General features: G+C 68.2%; 22 protein-coding genes. 8 read left to right on the top strand and 14 right to left on the bottom strand.

Annotated features, from left to right (window positions below):
- Nucleotides 1-338: 338 nt before the first annotated feature.
- Both ACFOSH_RS13440 and ACFOSH_RS13435 read right to left on the bottom strand, forming a co-directional pair.
- Nucleotides 339-2,609, bottom strand: a complete 2,271-nt coding sequence (locus ACFOSH_RS13440) for a protein kinase domain-containing protein (RefSeq protein ID WP_378239137.1) — start codon at nt 2,607-2,609, stop codon at nt 339-341.
- Entirely contained in the window at nt 2,600-4,840 is a 2,241-nt protein-coding gene (locus ACFOSH_RS13435) for a serine/threonine-protein kinase (protein WP_378239136.1), read from the bottom strand. Before ACFOSH_RS13435 ends, ACFOSH_RS13440 begins: the two co-directional genes overlap by 10 nt.
- Before the next feature lie 119 nt (nt 4,841-4,959).
- Between ACFOSH_RS13435 and ACFOSH_RS13430 the strand changes: the two genes are divergently transcribed.
- The 5 genes from ACFOSH_RS13430 to ACFOSH_RS13410 all read left to right on the top strand — a co-directional run bounded on the left by ACFOSH_RS13430 (nt 4,960) and on the right by ACFOSH_RS13410 (nt 8,624).
- The gene (locus tag ACFOSH_RS13430) at nt 4,960-6,030 is read left to right on the top strand and encodes an HpcH/HpaI aldolase/citrate lyase family protein (RefSeq protein WP_378239135.1); all 1,071 of its coding nucleotides are present in this window, start codon (nt 4,960-4,962) and stop codon (nt 6,028-6,030) included.
- Entirely contained in the window at nt 6,027-6,881 is an 855-nt protein-coding gene (locus ACFOSH_RS13425; RefSeq protein WP_378239134.1) for an HpcH/HpaI aldolase/citrate lyase family protein, read from the top strand. The genes ACFOSH_RS13430 and ACFOSH_RS13425 overlap by 4 nt, the downstream gene beginning before the upstream one ends.
- Before the next feature lie 86 nt (nt 6,882-6,967).
- Nucleotides 6,968-8,089 (top strand): AAA family ATPase, encoded by a 1,122-nt coding sequence (locus ACFOSH_RS13420; RefSeq protein ID WP_378239133.1) that lies wholly within the window; start codon nt 6,968-6,970, stop codon nt 8,087-8,089.
- Complete coding sequence (locus tag ACFOSH_RS13415) at nt 8,086-8,418, top strand: DUF4276 family protein (RefSeq protein ID WP_378239132.1); 333 nt, start codon at nt 8,086-8,088, stop codon at nt 8,416-8,418. The genes ACFOSH_RS13420 and ACFOSH_RS13415 overlap by 4 nt, the downstream gene beginning before the upstream one ends.
- A gap of 5 nt (nt 8,419-8,423) precedes the next feature.
- Nucleotides 8,424-8,624, top strand: coding sequence for a DUF4276 family protein (locus ACFOSH_RS13410; protein ID WP_378239131.1), 201 nt, complete (start codon nt 8,424-8,426; stop codon nt 8,622-8,624).
- Here the strand turns inward: ACFOSH_RS13410 and ACFOSH_RS13405 are convergent.
- From ACFOSH_RS13405 to ACFOSH_RS13370, 8 genes are read right to left on the bottom strand one after another with little or no spacing between them, the layout of a single operon-like run.
- Nucleotides 8,621-10,003 carry an amidase gene (locus tag ACFOSH_RS13405; protein WP_378239130.1) on the bottom strand — a complete coding sequence of 461 codons (1,383 nt, stop codon included), beginning with the start codon at nt 10,001-10,003 and terminating at the stop codon, nt 8,621-8,623. The two genes, ACFOSH_RS13410 and ACFOSH_RS13405, sit on opposite strands and share 4 nt — an antisense overlap.
- A gap of 11 nt (nt 10,004-10,014) precedes the next feature.
- Nucleotides 10,015-10,773, bottom strand: coding sequence for an SDR family NAD(P)-dependent oxidoreductase (locus ACFOSH_RS13400; protein ID WP_378239129.1), 759 nt, complete (start codon nt 10,771-10,773; stop codon nt 10,015-10,017).
- The gene (locus ACFOSH_RS13395) at nt 10,770-12,188 is read right to left on the bottom strand and encodes an aldehyde dehydrogenase family protein (RefSeq protein WP_378239128.1); all 1,419 of its coding nucleotides are present in this window, start codon (nt 12,186-12,188) and stop codon (nt 10,770-10,772) included. The genes ACFOSH_RS13400 and ACFOSH_RS13395 overlap by 4 nt, the downstream gene beginning before the upstream one ends.
- Nucleotides 12,181-12,951 (bottom strand): ABC transporter ATP-binding protein, encoded by a 771-nt coding sequence (locus tag ACFOSH_RS13390; protein ID WP_378239127.1) that lies wholly within the window; start codon nt 12,949-12,951, stop codon nt 12,181-12,183. Before ACFOSH_RS13390 ends, ACFOSH_RS13395 begins: the two co-directional genes overlap by 8 nt.
- The gene (locus ACFOSH_RS13385) at nt 12,948-13,688 is read right to left on the bottom strand and encodes an ABC transporter ATP-binding protein (protein ID WP_378239126.1); all 741 of its coding nucleotides are present in this window, start codon (nt 13,686-13,688) and stop codon (nt 12,948-12,950) included. The genes ACFOSH_RS13390 and ACFOSH_RS13385 overlap by 4 nt, the downstream gene beginning before the upstream one ends.
- A complete protein-coding gene (locus tag ACFOSH_RS13380) occupies nt 13,685-14,536 on the bottom strand; it encodes an ABC transporter permease (protein ID WP_378239125.1) in 852 nt (283 codons plus the stop codon). Before ACFOSH_RS13380 ends, ACFOSH_RS13385 begins: the two co-directional genes overlap by 4 nt.
- On the bottom strand, nt 14,536-15,480 hold the full coding sequence (locus ACFOSH_RS13375) for an ABC transporter permease (RefSeq protein ID WP_378239124.1): 945 nt from the start codon (nt 15,478-15,480) through the stop codon (nt 14,536-14,538). Before ACFOSH_RS13375 ends, ACFOSH_RS13380 begins: the two co-directional genes overlap by 1 nt.
- Nucleotides 15,477-16,982, bottom strand: a complete 1,506-nt coding sequence (locus tag ACFOSH_RS13370) for an ABC transporter substrate-binding protein (protein ID WP_378239123.1) — start codon at nt 16,980-16,982, stop codon at nt 15,477-15,479. The genes ACFOSH_RS13375 and ACFOSH_RS13370 overlap by 4 nt, the downstream gene beginning before the upstream one ends.
- 60 nt (nt 16,983-17,042) lie before the next feature.
- Here ACFOSH_RS13370 and ACFOSH_RS13365 point away from each other — a divergent pair, with 60 nt between their 5' ends.
- On the top strand, nt 17,043-17,786 hold the full coding sequence (locus tag ACFOSH_RS13365; RefSeq protein WP_378239122.1) for a FadR/GntR family transcriptional regulator: 744 nt from the start codon (nt 17,043-17,045) through the stop codon (nt 17,784-17,786).
- A 56-nt stretch (nt 17,787-17,842) separates the two neighbouring features.
- Entirely contained in the window at nt 17,843-18,886 is a 1,044-nt protein-coding gene (locus ACFOSH_RS13360; RefSeq protein ID WP_378239121.1) for a patatin-like phospholipase family protein, read from the top strand.
- A gap of 79 nt (nt 18,887-18,965) precedes the next feature.
- On the opposite strand, the gene ACFOSH_RS13355 is transcribed toward ACFOSH_RS13360, so the two are convergent.
- From ACFOSH_RS13355 to ACFOSH_RS13345, 3 genes are all read right to left on the bottom strand, one after another.
- Complete coding sequence (locus ACFOSH_RS13355; protein ID WP_378239120.1) at nt 18,966-19,565, bottom strand: class F sortase; 600 nt, start codon at nt 19,563-19,565, stop codon at nt 18,966-18,968.
- 4 nt (nt 19,566-19,569) lie between these two features.
- Nucleotides 19,570-20,229 carry a hypothetical protein gene (locus ACFOSH_RS13350; protein ID WP_378239119.1) on the bottom strand — a complete coding sequence of 220 codons (660 nt, stop codon included), beginning with the start codon at nt 20,227-20,229 and terminating at the stop codon, nt 19,570-19,572.
- 479 nt (nt 20,230-20,708) lie between these two features.
- Complete coding sequence (locus tag ACFOSH_RS13345) at nt 20,709-21,791, bottom strand: trans-sulfuration enzyme family protein (protein WP_378239118.1); 1,083 nt, start codon at nt 21,789-21,791, stop codon at nt 20,709-20,711.
- A 31-nt stretch (nt 21,792-21,822) separates the two neighbouring features.
- Here ACFOSH_RS13345 and ACFOSH_RS13340 point away from each other — a divergent pair, with 31 nt between their 5' ends.
- A complete protein-coding gene (locus ACFOSH_RS13340; RefSeq protein WP_378239184.1) occupies nt 21,823-22,734 on the top strand; it encodes an oxidoreductase in 912 nt (303 codons plus the stop codon).
- Nucleotides 22,735-22,746: 12 nt separating this feature from the next.
- Here ACFOSH_RS13340 and ACFOSH_RS13335 read toward each other — a convergent pair whose 3' ends face one another.
- The gene (locus tag ACFOSH_RS13335) at nt 22,747-25,983 is read right to left on the bottom strand and encodes a penicillin acylase family protein (RefSeq protein ID WP_378239117.1); all 3,237 of its coding nucleotides are present in this window, start codon (nt 25,981-25,983) and stop codon (nt 22,747-22,749) included.
- Nucleotides 25,984-26,028 lie beyond the last annotated feature (45 nt).

The following is a 26,028-nucleotide window of genomic DNA, read 5'->3' as shown; positions in this document are numbered from 1 at the left end:
TAAGGCCCTGTTTGCGATGACTCGGTATCCCGTGCCACCTCGGTGGAAGCGGCACATGACCTGTCTAACAGGGCAGGGTGGCGGCGGCGCCGGACAACGGGAGTGGCTGCGATCGGCGGCGCCTTGTCATCGGTGACCGGTCGGTAGGCGGTCGCCGGACTTCAGTCCGACCGTGCCGCCAACCGAGTGAGAGCGAGGTAAGTGGTGTTACCGGATGGCTCCGAACGGTCACGGGTACGGACTGGCCGCCACCGAACACAGGCGCGGCAAGGGAAGCAAATCGTTAGGCCATTCAGCCCAGTGAATACTCATTCCACTGTGGACCATCGCAGGTCAGGTCAAGAGATCGTCGCGGAGCCGAGGAGATCTTCGATGCCCGGAGTCCGCCATTCGTCCATCACCACGACTTGCCTGTCCGCGACGAACCAGATCCGCTGGGTCACTTGAGTCTCGCCGCTTCCGCCCGTCTGTCCACGAGGAACACACTGGATCGTCCACTCCTCGTAGGTCGCCGTCGCCCCGCCCAGCGGTGCGGTGGTGGAAACCGTCCGCACGGCGTCACCCTCCTGGCGGAGGTCCTTGCGGCCGGCGGCGTTGCAGGCCCGGCCGCCCGCGCTGCGCCGGTAGAAGCCGCCTGGCTGATACGGCGGCTGCTCGGCGGACTGCCGGGTGTTGTCGGTGAGGAGGACGTACTTGCAGTTGAAGTACTTCTTGGGGTCCGGGCAGCCCGAAGCGACGAGCACCTTCTCCAGCCCCTGCGAGACCACGGTCCAGCCTTGCGGCAGATGGAGGGTCAGCGCGCCCGCCGAGACGTCGGTGAGGTCTTGCGCCGGCGGGGCGGACGACGTCCCGTTGATCGCCTTTCCGCCGGCCAGCCCCGCGACGAGTTCGGGTTTCAGCAGGTCGGAGAGCTTGTCGTAGGGCAGCTTCATCGTCTGGACGCCGCAGGCGGTCTCGAAACCGAGCCGGTTGAAGTTGATCGTGAGTTCGACTTCGGCGGGGGTGAAGGCCGGGAACACCTTGAGCTCCCCCGGTCCGGCCAGGTCGGCCGGTTTGATCGGCGTCCAGGTGGTGAGCGCGCAGCCTTGGTTGTGATCGGGCCAGAGCAGGTCGCTGAGTGTCAGCATGCCTTGGTCGGAGAACATCCCGGGGCGGAACAGGTCCGCGGGCGCGACCGCGGCGCCGCTCGTGAGGTCGATCAGCACGCTGGAGCGGCCGAAGTTCCACGTCGGGTGGGGGGCGTTGTCGAGGCCGTGTTCGTAGGCGACCGAGAGGTACTTCTCGTTCTGCATCCGCACGTCGACCTTGGTGGTGAGGACGTACGGGCCGCCGCCGTGTTCGGCGGCCAGCTTCGCCGCGCCCGGCCCGGTCTCCCGGTTCCAGTCGTCGATCGGCGCGGTCAGCGCGTCGTTGACCCGTTTCGACCAGGCTTGATCGGGTCCGCCGGTCACCTCGGGGTACTGCCCGCGGAACTGGAGGGTCGTGCCGGGCACCGTCCCGGAGCGGTCCTTCAAGGCGACCTTGAGCGCGACGGCCTGCTGGGTGGTCGGCGGCGATGGCGGCGGGGTGCTCGCGTCGGAGAACACGACCACCGAGCCGACCACGGCGGCCGTCGCCGCGACGACGCCGATGGCGATCTTCAGTCCGGCCGCGATCCCGCCCGTCGACGCGGCCACCGCGCCCGTTCCGGCGGCGGCGACCCCGGGAGCGGCCGCCGTCCCGGCGCCGAGCAGGACCAACGGCGTCGCCGCGGCGAGCACGCCCGTCGCCTTCGCCAGCCGTGACCAGCCCTTGCGCTCCCAGTCTTCGCCGTACCCCGCGCGGGCGACGCGTTCCAGTTCGCCGACGAACGTGAGCGCGTCGACAGGCCGTTTCGACGGGTCCTTCGCCATCCCCGCCGCGACGATCTCGTGCACCGGCTGGGGGACTTCACCGAACGGGATGGGCGCGTGTTCGTGCAGCGTGCGCAGCACCTCGGTCTGTTCCGCCTCGTACGGGCGATGACCGGCGACGCATTGGAAGAACACGCAGGTCGCGGCATAGACGTCGGTCGCCGGAGTGGCTTGCCCGCCGGACCACTGCTCGGGCGCCATGTACGCGGGCGTGCCGACGGACGGGCCCCGTTCACCTGCCAGGACAGCCGTGCCGAAGTCGACCAGCTTGCTCTCGCCGGTGTCGGCGACGAGGACGTTGGCCGGTTTGTAGTCCCGGTGGACGACGTTGGCGGAGTGCGCCGCGGCCAACCCGAGCAGCGAGCCTTTCAGTACCGCGAGGGCGGCTTCAGGTTCGAGAGCGCCTTCGGCCCGGAGCACCGAGCGCAGTGAGACGCCGTTGATCGCCTCCATCACGATCGCCGCGCCCTGCGGCGTCTCGAAGAATTCGTGCAGCTTCACGACGTGCGGGCTCACGACGCGGTGCAGCGCCAGCGCCTCCTGGCGGAACGCGTCGAGGTAGGCGGGCTCGGCGGCGAAGCGGGAGAAGAGGTACTTGATCGCGACGACGTGACCGGTGTTGTCCTGGCGTGCGAGCACCACGCGGCCGAAGGTGCCCGTGCCGAGCTGCTCCAGCTCGGTGAAGCCGGGCAGTCTCCACTCGTCAGTTAGTTCCACCGCGCCTCTTCCAGGATTTTGTCGAGGCCTGGAGTGTTCCATTCGTCCACGATCACGAGCTGCGTTTTCGGCAGGAACCACACTCGCTGGGTGACCGCGCCGCCTCCGGAACACGTCAGCCGCCACTCTTCGTAAGCGGCCTTCTTGGTCCCGATCGGTCGAAGCTCCTTCTTCTGCGAGATGGGTGATCCCTGCGATTCGCCCGGTGCCCCGACGGAATGACACGGACGCGGGCCGTTGGACCGGTTGTACGGCTTGCCCGGTTCGTACGCCGGGGTGGCCGCGTCGACGCGCGAGTTGTCGCTGAAGACGACGCCCGCGCAGTGGAACGGCTGCATCCCGGTGTTCGAGCACTGATCGGCGGTCACCAGGTAGCGCTCGATGGGCGCGCTGGAGAGCAGCAACCACTTCTCCGGTGTGGTGATGGTGAAGGCGCCGACGTTGTCCTCTTTGGTCCGTTTGCCCTGCGTGCCGCCGCCGGCGAGGCCGAGCAGGTTCGTCATCGAAGGGCTCATCAGGTCGAGCAGGCGAGTGTATTCGGTGGTGACCTCGGTCGGATCGCAGACGCGCGGGTAGCCGAGCGCCGAGCCGTAGACGTAGAACCGCATGCCGTTGGCCGTGGGCGCCGCCTGCAGGATGGAGTCGTAGTCGAAGGTGTACCGCGCCGAAAGCGCCGTCGCCGGGAGGTGTTCGGGCGAGGTCGGCTTGTCGGCGAGGCAGTCGCCCGGCCTCGCCGAGTCGAGGAGCCGGTCTTCGAGCATCCGCATCCGCGCGGCGGTGCCGTCGACGTTGTCGAAGAGATGAGCGCTGGAGATCTGCTCGCCCTTGGTCAGGTCGATGACGATCGGGCGGACGCTGAACCCGCCGTGGTTGCCGAACTGGGTGGAGTCGATCGAGCGTTTGTAGACGACCGAGACCAGCTTGTCGTCCTTGCGCAGGATCTCGGCCTCGGTCTTCATGTGCGGGATGTCGCCGTCGGGTTCGCGCTGCGGCTGGTAGCTGTCGGGCCAGAAGTTCTCGAGCCAGCCGTCGATCGGCGCCATCAGCGCCTTGTTGACCCGCTCCTCGGCGGCCTTGTCCTTCAGCCCGCTGATCCGGACGTACTTGCCGTTGTAGTCGAAGCCGTCGAACTTCTCGGTGCGGGTGAGGAGGTCGACCTGCATCGCGGAGAGGGTCGTGGTCGGCGGATCGTCGTCGCTGTTGGCGTTGACCACCACGACGGTGCCGACGGCGGCCGCGGTGACGGCGGCGATCGCGGCGGTCACCTTGAGGCCGACCGCGATCCCGCCGCCGGTGGTCGCCGCGACCCCGCCCGCCGCGCCGCCCGCGATGACCGGCGCGGCGGCGGTCCCGGCGCCGAGCAGGGCCAGCGGGGAAAGGGCGACCAGGACACCGGCGCCCTTGGCGAGCCAGTGCCAGCCGTTGCGCTCCCAGTCTTCGCCGTAGGCCCTCCTGGCGGACGACTCCAGTTCGGCGATGAACTCGGCCGCTCCCGACGGCCGCTGGGTGACGTCCTTCGCCATGCCGCGCGCGATCAGGTCGCGGACCGGTTCGGGGACCTCGCCGAACGGGATCGGGGCGTATTCGTGCAGCGTGCGCAGCACTTCGGTCTGTTCGGCCTCGTACGGCTTGTGCCCGGCGACGCACTGGAAGAACACGCAGGTCGCGGCGTAGACGTCGGTCGCGGGGGTGGCGATCCCGCCGGACCACTGCTCGGGCGCCATGTAGGCGGGTGTGCCCGCGGCGACACCGGTCTGCCCGGCGAGCACGGCGATGCCGAAGTCGACGAGCTTGCTCTGACCGTCCCGGGTGACCAGGACGTTGGCCGGTTTGTAGTCGCGATGGACGGTGCCCGCGGCGTGCGCGCCGGCGAGGCCGAGCAGCGAGCCCTTGAGGATGGCCAGCGCGGCTTCGGGTTCGAGCTTCTCCTGGCGGCCGAGGATCTCTTTCAGGGAGATTCCGTGAACCGCTTCCATGATGATGGCGGCACCTTGTGAGGTCTCCACGAACTGGTGCAGACGGGCGATGTGAGGCCCCGAAACGCGGCTCAGGACGTGGGCCTCATGGCGGAATTCGGCCAGCCTCCGCGGGTCGGCGGCGAACCTCGTGTACAGGTATTTTATGGCCACGACCTGCGCGGATTCATCGTGCCGGGCCAGTACGACCCGTCCGAATCCGCCTTCGCCCAGCGATCCCATCTCGGTGAAACCCGGCAAGGCCCAGTCGTCCACAGATTCCTCCGCGATTCCCGATCGTGTCCCCTTGGAGGTGAGCTGCGCCGCAGCGGTTCCCCACCTTCCGGGTTTAGGGTTACTCGTCGGTCACTTAGCCTCGTCGCGATGGAGGAACGATGCGTTCGCCGAAGGATTTCTTCGCCCCGCTCGCGGTGGGAGCGCCGGAACCGCTCCGCCAGATCCCCGTGCCTCCTTCGCGGATGATCCACTTCTTCGACCCCAGCAACGAGAAGATGGCCGCCAAGGTCCCGGATCTTGCCAAGAAGGTCGACGTCCTGCTCGGCAACCTCGAGGACGCCGTGCGCGCCGACCGCAAGGAGGCCGCGCGGAACGGGCTCGTCGCCATCGCGAAGGCGACCGACTTCGGCAAGACGCAGCTGTGGACCCGCGTCAACAGCCTCGACTCGCCGTGGGTGCTCGACGACCTGATCACGCTGGTCACCGAGATCGGCGACAAACTCGACGTGATCATGGTGCCGAAGGTCGAAGGCGCGCAGGACATCCACTACGTCGACAGGTTGCTCGCGCAGCTCGAAGCGCGGGCCGGGCTGACGAAACCGCTGCTGGTGCACGCGATCCTGGAAACCGCCAGCGGCGTCGCGAACGTCGAAGAGATCGCCGGCGCGAGCCCCCGGATGCAGGGCATTTCGCTCGGCCCGGCCGACCTCGCCGCAAGCCGCCGGATGAAGACCACCCGAGTGGGTGGCGGGCACCCCGGTTACCTGGTGCGCACCGACCCGACCGGTGAAGACCTGACCGAGGGACGCACGACGTATCAGCAGGACCTGTGGCATTACACCGTCGCGCGGATGGTCGACGCCTGCGCGGCGAACGGGATCCTGCCGTTCTACGGGCCGTTCGGCGACATCCGCGACGTCGTGGCCTGCGAAGACCAGTTCCGCAACGCGTTCCTGCTCGGCTGCGTGGGTGCCTGGAGCCTGCACCCCGTGCAGATCGACATCGCCAAGAAGGTGTTCTCACCCGCTCCCGAGGATGTGGCGTGGGCGCGGCGCGTGATCGCCGCGATGGGCGACGGCACCGGCGCCGTGATGATCGACGGCAAGATGCAGGACGACGCTTCGGTGAAGCAGTGCCGGGTGGTCGCCGAACTCGCCGACGCCCTGGCCGCCGACGACCCCGAACTCGCCGCTGCCTACGACGCAGCGACCAAGGAGGCTTCCGCATGAACCCCCGACGTTCCGTCCTCTACATGCCCGGCGCCAACGAAAGAGCGCTGGAAAAGGCGAAGACGCTCGACGCGGACGCGCTCATCCTCGACCTCGAAGACGCCGTCGCGCCCGATGCGAAGGAAGCCGCACGTGAACGCGTTTGCGCCGCCGCTTCGTCGAAGGAGTACGGCTCGCGCGAGGTGACCATCCGCGTCAACGGCCTCGACACCGAATGGCACGACGCGGATCTCCGGGCCGCCGCGCAGGCAGGTCCGGCCGCGATCGTGGTCCCGAAGGTGAACTCCGCCGCCGAGGTGCACAACATCGAACGCGCCCTGGAACTCGGCGGCGCGCCCGACCACACGAAGATCTGGGCGATGGTCGAAACCCCGGTCGCGATGCTGCACGCCGAAGAGATCGCCGCGGCGTCCGAGCGGCTGACCGTGCTGGTCATGGGCACGAACGACCTGGCGAAGGAACTGCACGCCGAGTTCGTCCCCGGCCGCGCGCCGCTGCTGGGCGGGCTTTCCCTGGCGCTGCTGGCCGCGCGGGCGACCGGCAAGGCGATCCTCGACGGCGTCTACAACGACGTGAAGGACCTCGAAGGCTTCGAGGCGGAGTGCCTGCAGGGACGCCAGTTCGGGTTCGACGGCAAGACCCTGATCCACCCGGCGCAGCTGGAGCCGTGCAACCGGATCTTCGCGCCGTCGGAGGAGGAGATCGCGCGGTCGCGCAAGATCATCTCGGCGTTCGAGGAGGCGCAGGCGGCCGGGCAGGGCGTCGTGACCGTGGACGGGCGGATGATCGAGAACCTGCACGTGGAGAACGCGCAGCGGATCCTGGCGCTGGCCGACGCGATCGCCGGCTGACGCATTTCGTCCTCTGGATGCGGTAGTTGGCGACACGAACGACCGCAAGCTGTCAACTCATATGGACACTTGCCTAAGCTGTACCCATGACCCAACAGCGGCTGACGTCGATCGAGATCGAGGGTTTCACCTCGATCCGTTCGGCGCGCGTCGAGCTGGGCGCGATGAACGTACTGATCGGCGCGAACGGCGCAGGCAAGAGCAACTTCGTCCATGCGCTCGAGTTGCTGGGGCGAATCGTCGAAGGCGAACTAGGGTTGTTCGTCGGCCTCAACGGCGGCGCGTCAGCACTTCTCACCGTAGGCGACTCACAGCCCCGGATACACCTTGAGCTGGAAGCTGAGGCCTACTCCTACGAAGCCAGTCTGGTCCCGGCAACCCGTGACGAACTGGTCTTCGAATCAGAGACCATGTACTCCCGATCAGGGGAGGACCACCAGCCCTACGGCCAGTCGCTCGGGCGTGGCCATCGGGAAACGCGGCTACCGGATGCGACCGACAGGAAGCCGGGCCGGAGCGCGTCCCGTTTCATCGACCTCCTTCGAGGCTGCAAGGTCTACCACTTTCACGACACCAGTGCCGACGCGCCGGTCAAGCGCATGGTCCCGACGGTAGACGACTTGAGTTTGCGGAACGACGCCGGAAACCTCGCCGCTTACCTCTACCGCTTACAGAGAAGCGATAATTCGGCCGAACGCTCCGCATACCGACGGATAACTGGTGCAATCCGACTTGTGGCACCCTTTTTTCGGGATTTCGTCCTCAAGCCCGATCAAAACGACCGAATCATCTTGCGCTGGCAACAGCAAGAATCGGACGCGGTCTTTTCGGCCAATCAAATGTCGGACGGAACGCTTCGATTCGTCTGCCTGGCGACACTGCTGCTGCAACCAGAACTACCGGGCCTTGTCGTACTGGATGAACCCGAACTCGGACTCCATCCCTACGCGATCGTTCAGCTCGCCGACCTACTGAGCCAAGCATCGCGACGCAGCCAAGTACTCATTGCCACCCAGTCCGTGACCCTCATGAACCAGTTCGAGGTCGGCGACCTGATAGTGGTCGAGCGCAAGGCAGGCGCCTCCGAATTCGCTCGGCCCGATCTCTCCACGTTGGAAGGCTGGCTTGCCGAATATTCACTCGGCGAGCTTTGGGAGAAGAACCTGCTCGGCGGACGCCCTGTCCGGGAGGAAAGCAACCGCGGATGACGACCGAATATCGACATCTGCACCTGCTGCTCGAAGGGCAGACCGAAGAAACAGTGGTCAACAATGTCCTGGAACCGTATCTGCAGGACCGGGGCTGGACGATCACGAAGTCGATCGTGACCACCAAGAGGTCCACCACTGGACCTGCCAGTCACGGCGGCGTGAGCAGCTGGGCCAAGCTTGACCGTGAAATCAGGTTATTGCTGCGGAACACCGACATCCACACCCTCACCACCTTGTTCGACTACTACGGGTTTCCCGCCGACAGCCCCGGGCGGAGCAGCTTGGCTGGCTGTTTTCCGGCAACGACCTCACGCGACGAGTTCTGAAGGACGTGGAAGACGCGGGCGGCCCCGAGCTGGTGAACGATGGCCTGGGTACAGCACCTTCGAAACGTCTCGCTCGTTACTGCGCCAGCTACTCGAAAACGAGTGACGGCCCCTTGGTCATAGCTGATCTGGGCATCGACGCACTCCGTGCGCGTTGCCCCCACCTGGACTCCTGGCTCACGCATCTAGATGCTCGCCTGAGCTAGCAGGGCCAGGGGCGCGGTGTGGGGCGAAGGGTTTCGTAGGCGGCAGCGACGCGAAGGACGTCGAGGTCGGCGAAGCGGCGGCCGCTGATCTGGAGGCCGATGGGCTGGTCGTCGCTCGTGTAGCCGCAGTTGATCGAGACCGCGGGCTGGCCGGACATGTTGTACGGCACGGTGAACGCGATGTGCTCGAACGGGCGGCGCGGGTCGTTGGTCGGCGAGGGCCAGTCGGCGGGTGGGGCCGGGACAGGGCAGGTCGGCGACAGGACGACGTCGAAGCGTTCGGTCTCACGCAGGGTCGCGACGGCGATGGCGTCGATCTGCGCGAAGCCGCGGTAGGCATCGACACCGGTGACGTCGGCGCCGCCGGCGGCCCAGCCGGCGATGTACGGCAGCACTTTCGCGCGGCGCTCTTCGGGCAGCACCGACATGTCCGACCAGGCGCGGACGCGCCAGAAGGTGTCGAGGCCGTCGAGCATCTCGCGGCGCAGGAAAGACGAAACCGGCTCCACCACCGCACCTGCGGCCTCGAACAGCCGCGCGGCTTCGGTAACAGCACCGATCGTCTCGGGCGAGACCGGGAGCCCGACGCCCGGGTCGAGGTGCAGTCCGATCCGCAGTCCCTTGACCTCGCCGGACAACGAAGTCCAGTCGAGCGCCGACGGCGGCAGCGAAAGGTGGTCGCGACCGTCCACACCGGACAGAACGCTCATCAGCAGCGCGGTGTCGGCGACGGTCCGCGTCATCGGACCGGCGACGCGGCCGAGGAACGGCGGATCCACCGGCACCCGGCCGAAACTCGGCTTCAGCCCGACGAGGCCGCACCAGCCGGCGGGCAGCCGGATCGAGCCGCCGATGTCGGTGCCGACGTGCAGCGGGCCGTAACCGGCGGAGGCCGCCGAACCGGCGCCCGCGCTGGAGCCGCCGGGCGTGCGCGCGGTGTCCCACGGATTCCGCGCCGCGGGGTGGAAACTCGACAGCCCGGACGTCAGCATCCCGTAGTCCGGCATGGTCGTCTTGCCCAGCAGGACCCCGCCGGACTCACGCACGCGAGCAGCGGCAGGCGCGTCGGCCAAAGCGGGTTCCAGCGAGGTGGCGGCCGTGCCGAGCGGGACCGGCGTGCCGCGGGTCGCGATGTTCTCCTTGAGGGTCAAGGGAACGCCGTCGATCGGGCCGAGCGGTTCCCCGGCGTGCCAACGGCTTTCGGACGCCTTCGCGTCTTCGCGCGCGCCGCTCGGGTCATACGCGTAGAGGGCGTGCAGTTCGGGTTCGCGCGCTTCGACACGGGCGAGGACCGCTTCGGTGACCTCGACCGGCGACAGCGTCCCTGCGCGGTACCGCGCGGCCAGTTCGACGGCGGTCAGATCGGGCAACTCCGGCACGGCGGGACTCCTTAAGTCGCGGGCGGTTCGAAGCGGCCGTCGACGGCGGTCCAGCCGCCGTCCACCGCCATGACGGAGCCGGTCACGAACGACGACGCGTCCGAGGCCAGGTAGACGACGGCGCCGGCGAGTTCGCCCGGGCGCGCCCATCGACCGAGCGCTCCCTTCGCCGCGTAGGCGTCGTACCAGTCCGGATTCGCTTTGATCTGTGCCGTCAATGGGGTTTCGACGACGCCGGGAGCGATCGCGTTGACCCGCACCCCGGCCGGGCCGAACTCCGCCGCAGCAGTGCGGAACAGCTGCACCAGCCCGGCTTTCGTCGCCGCGTACGGCCCTTGCCCCGGCTCGACGGTGGTGCCGCGGATCGACGAGAACCCGATGATGCTCCCCCGCCCGCGCTCGACCATCCCGGCGCCGAACGCGCGGACGACCTCGAACGTCGCACCGAGGTTCAGCGCGATCACCCGGTCGAATTCCTCGCGCGTGTACTCCAGCAGCCGTTTGCGCACGTTGGTCGCGGCGGTCAGCACGACGATGTCGATCTCGCCGAGGTCGGCGGCGGCCTTCGCGGCGGCACCGGACGCCAGCAGGTCGATCTCGTACGCCTCCCCCGCGCCGGTTTCCTCGGCCGCGGCGACGTCGCGGTCCGCCACGATCACTTCGGCACCGTGCGCGGCCAGGGCTTTCGCCGATTCGCGGCCGATTCCGCTGCCGCCGCCGAGGACGACGGCCCGCCTTCCATCCAGCCGGAACAGGTTCTCGTAACTCACGGTCGCAGCACCGCCATCCTCGTCACGGTCAGTTCTTCGACCGCGAACCGCGGCCCTTCCCGCCCGATCCCGGAGTCCTTCACGCCGCCATACGGCATGGTGTCGGACCGGAAACCGGGCACCTCGTTGACCACCACACCGCCGACGTCGAGCTCGTCGAGCGCGCGGAACGCCGTCTTCAAGGAAGTGCTGAACACCGAAGCGTGCAGGCCGTAGCGCGACGCGTTGACCGCGTCGAACGCATCGTCCACAGAGGACACACGACGGATACAGACGACGGGGCCGAAGATCTCCTCGTCCCAGCATTCGAGGCCATCGGGCACGTCGAGCAGCACAGCAGGCCGGATCACGCTGCCGTCCACACCGCCGCCGACCAGCCGCGCACCGGCCGAAGTCGCTTTGTCGACCCACTCTTGAACGCGCTTGGTCGATCCCGGGTCGATCAGCGCCGAAACCCGCGTCTTCTCGTCCCGGGGATCGCCGGTGACGACCTCGCCGAGCCGCGCGAGTACCCGTTCGGTGAATTCCTCGGCGACGGCGTCGACGACAAGGACGCGCTGCACCGAGATGCAGGCCTGCCCGGACGCGTAGAACCCGCCGCGCAGCACGGCGTCCGCGGCCGCGTCGAGATCCGCGTCTTCGGCGACCACCAAAGCGGCGTTGGAACCCAGTTCCAGCAACGTCTTCGTGGGCGCGGCGTCGCGCGCGATCCGGTGCCCGACCAGCGCGGATCCGGTGAACGACACCGCGCCGACCCGCCGGTCGGTGACCAGCGCCGAGCCGACGGCCGCGTCCCCGGTGACCAGCTGGACCATCACGGGCACGTCGGTCAGCGAGCGCACCAGATGCACCAGCCACAGCGTCGCCAAAGGAGTTTGCGGCGCGGGTTTCACCACCACCGGGCAGCCGGCGGCGATGGCGGGCGCGATCTTGTGCGACGCCAGCAGCAGCGGATAGTTGAACCCGGCCACGCCGACGACGACGCCGATCGGCTTGCGTTTCCAGAACCCGACCAGCCCGTCGCCGGACGGCAGCAGGTCGAGCGGCACGGTCTCGCCGTGCAGCCGCGAGACCTCCTCGGCGGCGGCCTGCCAGGTGACGATCGTGCGGGCGACCTCGACCCGGCAGTCGACCAACGGCTTACCGGTCTCCAAGACCAGCAGCCGCTCGAAGTCCTCGCGGCGGGCTTCCAGAGCCGCGGCGACGTCGTTCAGAAGTGAACGACGAGTACGCGACGGCAGGGCCGCGACCTGCTTGAACACCGCGACGGCCTCGTCGATCGCGCGCGTGGCCAGCTCGGGCGTCCCGACAGGCGCCCTGCCGATCTCGGTCCCGTCGTACGGGAACACCACCGGCTCGACAGCGGTGGACACCCACCCGTCGCCGATCGGCAGACCTTCCGGGTGCTCAGCCATCGTCCCCTCCCCTCAACCGCGCCAGCTCGGCCCGCAGATTCGGTGCGGCTGCCAGCAGTTCCCTGGTGTACTCGTGCTCCGGCGCGTCGTAGACCTGGTCGACGTCGCCCAGTTCGACGATCTCCCCGCGCCGCATCACCGCGACCCTGTCGCACACGTGCCGCACCACGCCGAGGTCGTGCGAGACGAAGATCAGCGTCAGCGAGTACAGCTCGACCAGCGACGCGAGCAGATCGAGGATCTGTTTCCGCACCGAGACGTCGAGCGCGCTCACCGGCTCGTCCGCGATGAGGACGCTCGGATTCGGCGCGAGCGCCCGCGCGATCGAAATCCGTTGCCGCTGCCCGCCGGAGAACTGGTGTGGATAGCGGCCGGCGGCGTCGGCGGGCAGGCCGACAGCCTCCAGCAGCTCCGCGACCCGTGCCGGATCCCGTCGTCCCAAGGGCTCGGAGATGATGTCGCGCACCCGCATCCGCGGATCGAGCGAGCCCATCGGGTCCTGGAAGACGATCTGGAGTTCCGACCGCAGGAAGCCGAGTTTCCGCTCCGGCAGCGTGTCGACGCGCTTGCCCTGGAACGAGACGCTGCCCGCCGTCGGCTTGTCCAGCGCGGCCAGCAATCTGACCAAAGTGGACTTTCCCGAACCCGACTCGCCGACGATCCCGAAGCGCTGACCTGCCTCGACGTCGAATGAAACTCCGCGCAAAGCATGGACGTCTCGCCGCGTGTAGTGGCGTTCCAGGTCCCGAACGGAGATCATCATCGGCTCGCCTCCAGATCCGAAGCGGCCAAAAGCTTCTTGGTGTATTCGTGTTGTGGCGCGGTGAGAACATCCCGTGTGGTGCCGGATTCGACGATCTCGCCGTCCAGCATCACCAGCACCCGCTCGCATACCGACGCCACGACGGCGAGGTCGTGCGTGATGAACAGCAGCGCGCTCTCCCGCTCGCGGACGCCGTCGAGGATCAGTTCCAGGATCTGCGCCTGCACGGTGACATCCAGCGCCGTCGTGGGCTCGTCGCAGATCAGCAGCTTCGGATCGTTGGCCAGCGCGATCGCGAGGACCACGCGCTGCCGCTGCCCGCCGGACAGCTGATGCGGGTACGCACGGAAAGTCCCTGGCAGGCCGACGGAATCCAGCAACGCCTCGGCACGCTGTTTCCCACCGGTGCGGTGGATCCGCATCGGCTCGGCCACCTGCGCGCCGACCCGCATCGCCGGGTTCAGCGCGGTCATCGGTTCCTGGAACACCATCGACAGGTCGTTGCCGCGCAGCCGCGACAGCTCCCGTTCCGGCGCGCCGAGCAGTTCACGGCCGTCGAGTTTCACCGAGCCGGACGCGACGAGCTCTTCGGGCAGCAGCCCCATGATCGACAGCGCCGTCAGCGACTTCCCGGAACCCGACTCGCCGATCAGGCCGACGCGCTCACCCCGGGCGACCTCGAACGAGACGCCGCGGACCAGGCCGCCGATCCCGAGATCCTGGACTTCGAGGGTCATAGCCGCGCCGCCAATCGCGGGTCGAGACGATCGCGAAGGCCGTCACCGAGCAGGTTGAAGCCGAGGACCGCGATGGCGATCGCGACACCGGGCACGAGCGCGAGCCGCGGGTGCAGGGTCAGGAACACCTGGGATTCCTGCAGCATCCGGCCCCACGACGGCGTCGGCGGCCGCGTGCCGAAGCCGAGGAACGACAACGCCGCTTCCGCGAGCACGGCGATCGCGAACGACACGGATGCCTGCACGATCAGCAGGCCGGAGATGTTCGGCAGCACATGCCGCGCCGCGATGTTCAGCCGCGAGCGGCCTGCCGACCGCGCGGCCGGCACGAACTCGCTGCTCATCACCTGCAGCGTCCCCGAACGCGCGATCCGCGCGAAAGAGGGGATGGTCGCGATACCGATCGCCACCATGGCCGTGAGGGTGTCGGCCCCGAACACCGCGCCGAACATGATCGCCAGCAGCAGTGCGGGGAACGCGAGCACGAGATCGTTGACCCGCATGACGAACTCGCCGAGCCACCGCGACGACATCCCGGCGAGGATGCCCAGCGGGGTCCCGATCAGCGCCGCGATCCCGACCGCGACCACGCCGACGTACAGCGTCGTCCGCGCGCCGACCATGAGCTGGCTGAGCACGTCGCGGCCGAAGCTGTCGGTGCCGAGCAGGTTGGAGCCGCTGAACTCGTGCAACCGGTTCGGCGCGTCGACGCGGATCGGGTCGAACGGCGTCCACACGAACGAAAGCAGCGCGGCGAGCACGATCAACGCGACCAGGACGCCGCCGATCAACAGGCTTCGAGGCACTCTTTCCCGCCGAGAACCCATCAGCACCCTGCGATTGCGCATCAGGAACCCCGCAATCTCGGGTCGAGCACCGTGTACAGGAGGTCGACCACGAAGTTCACCAACAGCACGCCGACCACCAAGACCAGCACGATCCCCTGCACGGACAACAGATCCCGCGACGCCACCGAGTCGAGCAGCATGCTGCCCAGCCCCGGCAGCACGAACACGCGCTCGACGACGACGGCGCCGATCAGCAGCGTCGCCAGTTGCAGGCCGAGCACCGTCACCACCGGGACGGCGGCGTTGCGCAGGCCGTGGCGGAACAGTGCTTGGAACGGCCGAAGTCCCTTGGAACGCGCGGTGCGCAGGTAGTCCTGCCCGAGCGTGTCGAGCACCGCGGACCGCACATAACGGGTGAGCACAGCGCCCTGCACGAGCCCCAGCGACAAGGCGGGCAGCACGAGACCGCGGACGAATTCGCCGGGGTCCTGCACCGGCGGCGTCCAGCCACCGGAGGGCAGCCAGCGCAACTGCACCGCGAAGATCTGCACCAGGATGATGCCGGCGAGGAACGCCGGGATCGCGACGCCGATCTGCGAAAGTCCGGAAACCGCGGTGCCGTCGGCCTTCCGGTGCCGCACCGCGGCGAACGTCCCGGCCGGGACGGCGATCAGCAGCGCCACCAACATCCCGGCACCGACCAGCCACAACGTCACGCCGAGCCGGTCGGCCAGGGCGGGCCCGATCTCCTCGCGGGTGACGTACGAGCGGCCGAAGTCGCCGTGCAGGACACCGCCGATCCAGTCGAAGTACTGCGTCACCAGCGGCCTGTCGATGCCGAATTCGGCGCGGGTCTTCGCGACCAGCTCCGGCGTCGCGTTGACGCCGAGCGCGACCTGCGCCGGATCGCCCGGCAGCACCGCCATGAACAGGAACACCACGATCGACGCGGCCAGCACACTGGCCACCAGGATCCCCGCGCGGCGCGCGATCTTGACCGTCATCGCGGCGCCAATCCCGTGAGATCGAAGGACTCGCTGACCTGGTTGCGGACGAACCCGGTCACCTTGTTCTTCGCCACGATCACGTTGGGGAAAAGGAAGAGCCAGTCCGCGGCCGCGTCTTCGGACAGCCGCCGCGCGACCTGGCGCATCGCGTCGATCTGCTCCTGGGGAGTTCCGGCGTCGGCCTTCGCCAGCTGCTGCTGGACGTCCTTGCCGTCGTAACCCCAGTAGTACTTCGGCTTGCCGAAGGTGACGATGTCGCGGGCCTCGACGTGCTGGATGATCGAGAGGTCGTAGTCGTGGTCGGTGAAGACCTGCTTGAGCCACACCGCCGGGAAGTCCAGCGGCTCGATCGTCACGGTCACCCCGATGTCCGCCAGTTGCGACGCCACCACCTGCGCGGCCGAGACGGCGTACGGCAGGTTCGGGATCCGCAGCCGCAGCGAAGGAGTAGCTTGCCCTGATTGAAACAGCCCTGCTTCGGCGAGCAGCGTTTTCGCCTTCGCGGGGTCGAACGGGTACGCGTTCGAGAGGTCTTCGTACCAGGGGTCCGTCGGCGGGACCATGCTGCCGATGAGCGTGCCGCGCCCCGCCCAAGCCGTGTCCAGCAAGGCCTTCCTGTCGATGGCGTACGACAGCGCGCGCCGGACGCGGACGTCGTTCAGCGGCGGGCGCGCGTTGTTGAACGCGAGCGTGACCTCACTGTTCGTCGTGCCTTCGACGACGGTGAAGCGGTCGTCGCTCTGGAACTGCGGGATCGAATCCGGCACGGTGATCGCGGAGATGACGTCGATCCCGTTGCTGAGCAGGGCGTTGTTGAGCGCCGTCGGATCCTTGATGTACTTGAGGACCACGGTCGAGTACGCCGGTTTCCTGCCCCAGTACGCGGGATTCTGCTTGAGCACGATGGAATCGCCGCGCCTGCGCGAAGCCACCGTGTACGGCCCGGTGCCGACCGGTTTGTTCGCCAGATCCGCGACGCCGGTGGGGCTGAACATCGCGCCGAGCCTGCTGGTGAGGCTGAACAGCCAGCCGTTGCTGGGTTTCGTGAGCACGACCCGCGCGTGGTCGGGCGCGACGACGTCGACCCGGTCGACAACGTCCATTGTGGACTTGATCGACACCGTCCAGTCGGTTTTGACCCGCATCAGCGAGAACTTGACGTCTTCGGCGGTGAACGGCGCGCCGTTGCTGAACTTCGCGTCCTTCCGGAGCTTGAAGTCGTAGGTCTTGCCATCCGGGGAAACCGTCCACGATTCGGCCAGCAGCGGCACGATCTTCGCGTCCGCATCGAGCTTCACCAGGCCCTCGTAGACGTTGTAGAGCAAGGCCTGCGGGATGGCGGCGCCGTCTGTGCGGGTGAAGTCGAAGTTCGCGGGTTCGGCGGTGTAGCCGATGGCGAGCGTGCCGGGATCCTTGGCGACCGTGGCGCTCGATCCGGCCGAGCAGCCGGACGTCACCAGCAGCAACGCCAGCGCTGCCGCATGGATCCGGGCTTTCATCCTGCCCCCTGACCGGTAGACTGGTCTGACCAGTAAACCAGACGAGACGGCAGGGTCAAGATGGAATTCGAGCCGGTCGCCCCTGTCCGCGCGTACCAGCGCGTCGTCGAACAGATCGAGGAAGCCGTGTTCAGCGGCCGGATCAAACCCGGCGACCGGCTGCCGAGCGAACGCGAACTGATGGTCCAGTTCGACGTCGGCCGCTCGACCGTGCGGGAGGCACTGCGGGTGCTGCAGGCAGCGGAAATGATCCGCTCGCGCCCCGGCGATCCGCGCGGCCCGGAGGTCCTGGCCGCCTCGCCCGCCGCGCTGCACCGGTCCATGCACCGGCTGGCGCGGGCCGAGAACCTCGGCCTGTCCGAACTCCTGCAGTTCCGCATGGTCCTCGACGGTTCCGCGCATCTGCTCGCCGCACAGCTCAGGACCGAAGACCATCTCGCCGAACTGGACAAGGCGCTTGCCGCGATGCGCGAGGGCGTCGCGAAGGGATTCGCGGAGTTCTCCCACGCGGACGTCGCGTTCCACGAGGCCATCGCCCGCGCGACGGGAAATCCGCTGCTGGTGATCAGTGGCGAGGTCGTGCGCGGTGTCGTACTGGAGCTCATCGAGGACAAACTGGAGCACGCCGACGACCGGACGGCGTTGATGCGCAGCTGGCTCACGCATCACGAGGAAGTGCTGGGAGCGATCCGGGATTCCGACGGCGAACGCGCGTCACGGCTGGCGAAACGGGCGCTTTACGACAACTACGCGGAATACGTGCCGGAGGGCCAGCGCCGCCTGCTGTTACCGCTCCTGTCGTAACGGTTCGTGGCGTTCGGGCGACTCACCCCCCTGAACTCGCTCACATGGGGGATGAAATGGAGCCTTCGAACCCCCGCCAAGGCGTCGGCCTGGCGCTTTCCGGCGGCGGCTATCGCGCGATGCTGTTTCACACCGGGGCCCTGTGGCGGCTCAACGAAATCGGCTGGCTGTCGAAGATCTCGACGTTTTCCAGCGTCTCGGGCGGCTCGATCGCCGCGGGCGCGCTGGCGCACGCGTGGTCGAAGCTGAAGTTCGAAAACGGTGTCGCGGACAACTTCCACGACGAGGTCGTCGCGCCGATCCGGAACCTGGCGCGCACGCGGCTGGACATCCCGGTCACCTTGCGCGCCATGGCGATCCCGTGGCGGAGCGCCGGTGAGGAACTCGCGCGGGTGTACGCGAAACACCTGTTCGGCGACTGCTGCCTCAAGGATCTGGACCCAGAGGGCCCGCAGTTCGTCTTCACCGCGACGAACCTCCAGGACGGCGCGCTGTGGTGGTTCTTCCGGCAGAACGGGCCGCACGGGAACATCCCGCTCGCCACCGCGGTGGCCGCGTCTTCGGCGTTCCCGCCGATGCTGTCGCCGGTGGTGCTCCGCGATCCGCTGTCCGACGAGGCGGGCCGCAAGATCGTGCTGAGCGACGCCGGCGTCTACGACAACCTCGGCCTGGACCCGGTCGAAGGGCATGCGACGGTGCTGGTCAGCGACGCGGGCAAGCGGATGCAGGTCACGCCGAAGGTCAACCGCGACTGGGGACGGCAGCTGCTGCGCGTCCTCGACGTGATCGACAACCAGGTCCGCGAGCTGCGGCGGGGCGCGCTGCTGAAGTCGTATGTGGAGAAGGATTTCGCGGGCGCCTACTGGGGGTCCTACGTCGATCTCGACAACTTCGAGCTGGACGACTCACTGAAGGCGCCTGTCGATCTCACGCACGGGCTGGCGGAAACCCCGACTCGGCTGACGAAGCTGCCGGAAGTGCTGCAGGAGCGGTTGATCAACTGGGGTTACGCTGCCTGCGACGCCGGGATGCGGAAGTGGGTCGATCCCGAGGCGACCGCTCCCGACGGGTTCCCGTTCCCCGCCGCGGGCGTGGGCTGAGCCGACCCCCAGATGCCATGAAAGGTCCTTTCCTTGCAAATTTGGCAAGGAAAGGACCTTTCATGGCGCGCTCTGGTCGTCAGGCGGCCAGATTGGCGTAGACGATGATGTTGTCCTTGTAGCTGTGCTCTTCCTTGTCGAAGACACCGCCACAGGTGATCAACCGCAGCTGCGGCTTGTCCGTGTTGCCGTAGACCGCTTCCTCGGGGAACTGGTCCTTGGGAACCTGGTCCTTCTTCTCGACCACGAACTTCAGGCTCTTGCCGTCACTGCGTTCGACGAGCACCTCGTCGCCCGGGTCGACGTCCTTGAGCTTGTAGAAGATGCCCGGCTGCTTGTTGCCGTCGACGTGGCCGAGCAGGATCGACGGGCCGACGTCACCGGGCACCGGCGAAAGCCGGTACCAGGCGGCCTGCATCGGGTTCTTCGCCGACGGGACGGACATCTTGCCGTCCTTGCCGACCGCGACCGTCACCAGATTCGATTCCGCGCCGATCTTGGGGATCTTCACGTTCGTCGGGCGAACCCCGTTGAACGGCTTGACGACCGGCGGAGCCGGTTCCGACGGAGCCGCCTGCGCGGCGGGCGGGGCGGGTTCGTCGGTGCCGCATCCCGTCAGCGCGAGGGAAAGGACAAGGGCGGCCGCGACCAGGCGGCCGCCCTGCGTCAGGAGTTTCATCGGATCAGGCCGCGGTGGCGCCGAAACCGGTCTCGATGCCGCCCTTGGGCTTCAGCTTGACCTGCTTCGCCGGCTTGGTGCCCGGCGCGGTCGCGCCGCCGCCGACAGTGCCCTCGATCTCGATGTCACCCTTGCCCGGCTTGCCGTCGCAGGTCCAGGTGAAGGTGCTCGAGGTGCCCTTGAAGCCGGGCTTCGCCTCGATGATGTAGATCCACAGGTAGGCGTCGCCACCGTCCTGGAACGAGTCGACGACGGTGAAGTCCGGCGCGGTGACGCCGGCGGGCTCCGAACCGCAGAGGATCGCCAGCGCGCCCTCGTTGCCCTCGACGTAACCGGCGCCGACGTTCAGCACCGGCTTCGGCGGGGTGGTGGTCGGCTTCTCCGAGGTGGAGGTCGGCGACGGCTTGTCGGAAGTCGGCTTGCCGCTGGTCGACGTCGGCTGCGACGACGACGCCGGAGCGCTCGAATCGGTGGTCGGGGACGTGGTCACGGGACCACCCGAGTAGGACGGCCCCGGCGGAACGGAAGGCGAGGACTCGGTCGGCGCCGCGGGGGGCGTCGACGTTGTCACGTCGTCCTGTGCCATCGCGGCAGGCGTCACGGCCAGCGAGATGACGGCGCCGGTCAGCACCGCGCCCGCGAGGCGACCCAACGTCTTCTTCAAAATGATCTCCCAGTGAAAAGCATCGCAACACACGGTGACCCCCACCATGCGACCACCCGGGGGAAAAACCCACGTTCGGGTGACAGCGCGATCTTGCCCGAAAAGCACCGGTCTTCAGTAGCGGGTAGACGGTGACAAAAACCACTGGGAAAACCGGTAACACCGGTGTGGTCCGGCCCGATACAAGGGCCTGAAAGTCGCTCAACAGAGCGAAAAGCTCCGGACGACGAGGCAATGTTAGCACCCGAATGACCGGAACGGTCGTGCTGCGAAAGCATTTTTCCGGCGGCCTCCGAACACCGCGAAAACGCCGCTTTTCCGGCCCGAAGCTGCGACTTCCCGCGATTACCCGGGCCTTTGTTACCGACTGGTTCACACGTTCGGAGTACCTGGCGGTGAAATACTGACCAGTCGAGCCCGGAAGCCGGTGCCCGGCAACCGGAAGGTCACGATCAGAGCACCGGGAACAGGGCCACGCCCTAGTCGAGTGCGGAAGCCAGATCCGTCCAGAGATCTTCCGGGTCTTCGAGCCCGACGCTGAACCGGACGAGCCCGGCGGGCACGTGGGCGTCGCCCGCCAGCCAGGCCCGCCGCTCGACCAGGCTCTCCACCCCGCCGAGACTGGTGGCGGCCCGGATCAGCCGCAGCGACCCGATGACCTTGTCCGCGGTCTGGGCGTCCGGGAGTTCGAACGCGATCATCGTGCCGGAGCCGGGATACCGGACCCGGGTGATCGCGGGGTGGTCGACCAGTCGCGCCGCCAGCAGCGCGGCCGTGCGGGTCTGCTCGGCAAGGCGGACAGGCAGCGTCCGCAGCCCGCGCAGGGCCAGCCACGCTTCGAGCGCTCCCGGCGTCGCCCCCATCCTGGTGCGCGCGTCGCGCAGATCCTTCGCGACGGCTTCGTCGGCCGCGATCGTCAGGCCGAGCAGCAGATCGCTGTGGCCGCCGATGAGTTTCGTCGCGCTGTGCACGACGATGTCCGCGCCGAGCTCCAGCGGCCGCTGCCCGAGCGGGGTGGCGAACGTGTTGTCGACGGCGACCAGGCCGTTCGCGGCGGCGGCGATCGTCTCGATGTCGATGACGTCGAGCGTCGGGTTGGTCGGCGATTCGAGCCAGAGCAGGTCGGCGTCCACGGCGGCGACCCAGGCGGCCGTGTCGTCCGGCGCGATCTCGGTCACCACCAAGCGGCCGGTGCGCTGTGCGTGCGCGAGCAGGCCGCGGGACCCGGCGTAGGAGAACGTCGGGACGCAGACCTTCGCTCCCACCGGCAGCGTGTCGACGACGGCGCTGAGCGTCGCGATCCCCGAGGCGAACGCGGTGGCGTGCCCGCCTTCGAGCGCGCCGATCGCGGTTTCGAGGGCCTCCCAGGTCGGGGTGCCGTTCTCCCGCGAATACGCGCGGTCGGCGCCGGCGTCGAAGGTGCTCGCCGCGACGATCGGCACGTTCAGCGGTTCGCCGGGGCCCTCCGGGCGTCCGGCGGCGACGGCGAGGGTGCGGGGCGACCAGTCGTTCGTGTCCACCCCGCCACCGTAAAGGTCGCGGATGATCACGGAAACCGGCATCTTCGCGATCATCGCGTGGCAGGCTTCGGCCATGACTTCCGGAACGATCGACGCGGGAACCTGGACACTCGGCGACCTGAAGGTGAACAGGGTCGGGTTCGGCGCCATGCGGCTGCCCCAGCGCGGCCAGGCGTTCGCCCCCGACGCCACCCCGGGCGACCGCGATCAGGCGATCAAGGTGCTGCGCCGCGCTGTCGAGCTGGGTGTCGACCACGTCGACACCGCCGCGTTCTACTTCTCGTCGCTGCGGTCGGCCAACGAGCTGATCAACTCCGCGTTGTCGCCGTACGCGGACGACCTGGTGATCGCGACCAAGGTCGGGCCACGCCGGGATCCGTCCGGCGGGTGGCTGCCCGATGCCACTCCCGAGCAGCTGCGCGGCGAGGTCGAAGAGAACCTGCGGCAACTCGGCCGCGACCACCTCGACCTGGTGAACCTGCGTCTGCCAGGGGACAGCTCGATCGCCGACCACTTCGGCGCGCTGGCCGAGCTGCGCGAAGCCGGTCTGATCCGGCACCTCGGCGTGTCCAACGTCCGCCCGGAGCAGCTGGCCCAGGCCAAGGCGATCGCGCCGGTCGTGTGCGTGCAGAACGCCTACGGCCTCGGCCACCGGCCCGAGCAGGACGAACTGCTGCGTTCGTGCGGCGAGCAGGGGGTGGCGTTCGTCCCGTTCTTCGCCATCGCCGGAGCCGGGCGCGAGGCGGGTGCCAGTGGCGCCGAGCAGGACGAGGTGCTCGCGATCGCCCGCGCGCACCAGGCCACCCCCACGCAGGTCCGCCTGGCATGGACCCTCGCGCGCGGGCCGCACGTGCTGGTCATCCCGGGTACCGGCGACCTCGGCCACCTCGCCGACAACGTCGCCGCCGGAACGCTGCGGCTCACGTCCGAAGACCTGGCCCGCCTCGACGCACTGCATCAAGGCGGGCCGTCAGCCAAGGCCTAGTCGTCTAGTGGGCTAGTGGGCGTACACCTCGAACTCGTAGAGGGAGTAGCCGTACTTCGTCCCGCGCTGGACACCGGCCATCCGGACATAGCGGCCGTCGGTCGCGTCGAAGGCGACGTTGTCCTGCCCGCCATCTCCGTCCACTATGGACGCCACGTCACGCCAGTTGGTCCCGTCGGACGAGACCTGCACCTTGTACGCCTTGCCGTACGCGGATTCCCAGTGCAGGACGACCCGCGAGACGGGCCGCACCGAGCCGAGGTCGACGGTGATCGACTGGTTGTCGCTCCAGTCGCTCGCCCAGCGCGTCGAGAGGTCGACGTCGATCGCGTCGGACGGCGGCGAGTTGTACCAGCCGGTTTCGTGGCTGCTCGCGCTCACCGACCGGCCGGTGGCGAGGTTGGCGATGTTGTCGCCGCGCTTCGCCGGGAACTCCACGACCTGCTGGAAGGTCGGCCGGTTCTGGGTGCTCATCTTGTCCTGTGTGATGCCGCCGAGCGCGCGGTGGATGATCGTGTCGGCGCACCACTGGTCTCCCGCGCCGCAGTCGCCGTCACCCGGGTACACGGTGTTGGCGGGCTGCGCGGCGGCTTGCGTCAGCGAGTCGAGCAGCACCTGACGGCAGGCGTCGACGTCGCCGCCACCGCAGTACTTCACCGGCAGCGGACCGGCGACGTTCTGCCCGAGGACCGACCGGATGTCCTTGTGCACGTAGCCCCACCAGCCCGCCTGGTACGACGAACCCGCGTGCGACTGGCCGACGTGCTTGCCGGGAACCTCGTTCTGCCAGCCGGAAGGCGACTCGTTGATCTTCAGCACACCCACCATGGCGGCGTAGGCGGCGTCACCCATGCCGGGTTTGAACTGGGCGTTGACCAGCAGCGGCCACCAGGCGTCCATGATCCGGATCGCGTCGGCGTTGGTGTAGGCCTTGCTGCCCGGTGAGGTCTCCGAGCGCAGGGCGCCCGCGCCGAGCCAGGTCTTCAGCTTCGCCACCGCGTCGGCGGCCGGGCCGGTCACCGGTGCCTTGTCGAGCACCTTGAGCAGTTCCGGCAGCACCTTCTCCGCGCGGAGGTCGGCCAGCGCCGCTTCCTCCATGGCCTGGGTGAGGTTCACCCGCGTCACCCTGGTGCCGCTGGAGACCATCTTCTTGACCCGCGCGTCGATCAGATCGGCGCGGTGCACGGAACTCTTGTCCGCGCCGCTGGCCGCGTAACCGTTGGTCTGCGCGTTGTTCCAGCTGATGTAGTAGTCCTGGTTGATCGACTGGGGATGCTGCGACGACGGCGTGTAGTTCGCGAGATTGCCGTCGGGATTCCAGCCCTGCCAGTCGAATCCGGCGTCGGCCTTCACCGGCATCGCCGGGTCGACGTTCGGATTGCGGACCGGGTTCGAGCCGGAGTTGAAGTACGCGATGTCACGGGAGTCGGCGTAGAACCAGTTGTAGGTCTGGTTGACGTCGGCCGCCGCGACCTGGAAGTCCTGCGCGGACTTGATCGCGTCCGGGTCGTTGAACTTCTGGAAGCCGATGATCGTGTCGATCTCGTGCTGGAAGGTCGACCGCAGCGACGCGTACGCGACCGGTTTGCCGCCGACCAGCGCCCGGCTCGTCACCGGCCCGTACTTCGTGCGGAAGCTTCGCAGCGTGTACGAACCTTCGGCCGTCCCGTCGGCGATGGTGGGCTTCCAGGCGTTCTTGCGCTCGACGATCTCGAACGGCAGGCACTGGCCGCGGAAGCGGTAGAAGTTGGAGTTCTTCGTCGGCGCGGAGCCGTTCTGCTCGCACAGTTCGACGGCGTAGGTGTCGGTGATGTCCTGCGACGCCGAAGTCGCGCTCCACGAGTAGTCCTTGCCGCGGCCGAGCAGCACGTACATGCTGATGCCCGCGAACGAGGCGCCGCGCGCGCTGATGCCCGGGCCCTGGAGTTCCTGCAGCATCAGCAGTTGCGGCGCGAAGTAGCCGGCCTGCGGGCCGAAGACGGCGACGGGGTGACCGCTCGCGGTCTTGGCGCCGGAGACGACCAGCGCGTTGGACATGCCGTGTTTCTCCGACAGCAGGTTTCCGGGCAGGACACCGTTGTCGAAGATGCCGCGGGCGGCCTTCTGGTCGTCGGGCGCGGGAACGTCCACCTTGGCGGGCGTCGCCGTGCCCGCGGAACCCGTCGGGTCGAAGACCAGCTGCTGCCCGGAGACCGACCCCTTGTCCGGGATCGCGGCGCCCTGCGGATTCGCCGGCGCCTTGCCGTAGTCGAAGTTCTGTCCATTGTGGAGGGTCTTGACGGTCTCGGGGTCGTCCTCGGACCGGAGGCTCTTCCAGACCTTGTCGCCCTGTTCGAGTCCGTACTTCTCCTGCATCGCCATCTTCGCGATGGCGTTCTGCACCTCACCGCCACCACCGGCGCCGAACTGCGCGCCGACCACCGCGGCGAGCACGACGAGGTCGGTCAGCTTGAACGGCTCGATGGTCCCGGCGTTGGTGATCGCGTCGACGTGCCCGGTGAGGACGTACTCGCCGGGGAAGTAGCGGCCGCTGTGCGAATCGGAGATGTACTTGTTGACACCTTGGACGTAGGCCTCGGCGTCGGCCTTGCCCTGGGCGCCGCGCGGGCCACTGGCCGCGGCGTTGTCGATCTGCTTCTGCAGTTCCTGTTCGGTGTAGGGCGCCGAGGCGAAGAAGCTCTGCTCGAGTTCGCGGTTGCCCTGCGCGCCACCGGCGTACGAGGTCAGCTGGCCGCGGCCGACGCGGCGCATGATGTCCATCAGCCACAGGCGGTCCTGCCCGGCGGCGTATCCGGCGCCGTACATCGTGCCCGGCCGCGTCGTGCCGACGATCCGGGGGACGCCCGTCGCCTTGTCTCGCGTGATCGTCACGTCCGAGCGCGGTTTGATCGTGCTCTCGACCTGCCCGGACGCGACCCCGTACGAGGCGTCGTTGAAGAACTGGTTGATCTTGTCCGTGGTCAGCGTCTTGTAGCCGTCGGCGAGCGAGGCGTACTTGCCGAGCTGGTCGGCGGAATGCGCGGGCCGGGTGCCGAGCGCCTTGTGCGCCAGGATCTCGGCGAGGGTGGCGTTCCCCTTGGTCCCGGGCGGCAGGATGTCGCCGCACTGGCCGCCGCAGTAGTCGTCGAGCGCGGCCGCCACCACGGAGTTCCGTGGGGCTTCCGCCGCGTTCGCCTGGAGTGCCGGAACGGTCCCCGCCACCAGCGTCAACCCCGCCAGCGTCGTCAAGACCCGTATGCCTCGTCGCATGAAAGACCTCCGTCGTCGGAGAGTGACGAGGCGCACACTACCCAC

It is taken from the genome of Amycolatopsis speibonae (assembly GCF_042647925.1).
GTDB lineage: Bacteria > Actinomycetota > Actinomycetes > Mycobacteriales > Pseudonocardiaceae > Amycolatopsis > Amycolatopsis speibonae.
Note: the sequence above shows the minus strand (reverse complement) of the source record. Positions and strands in the feature narration are given on the sequence as shown.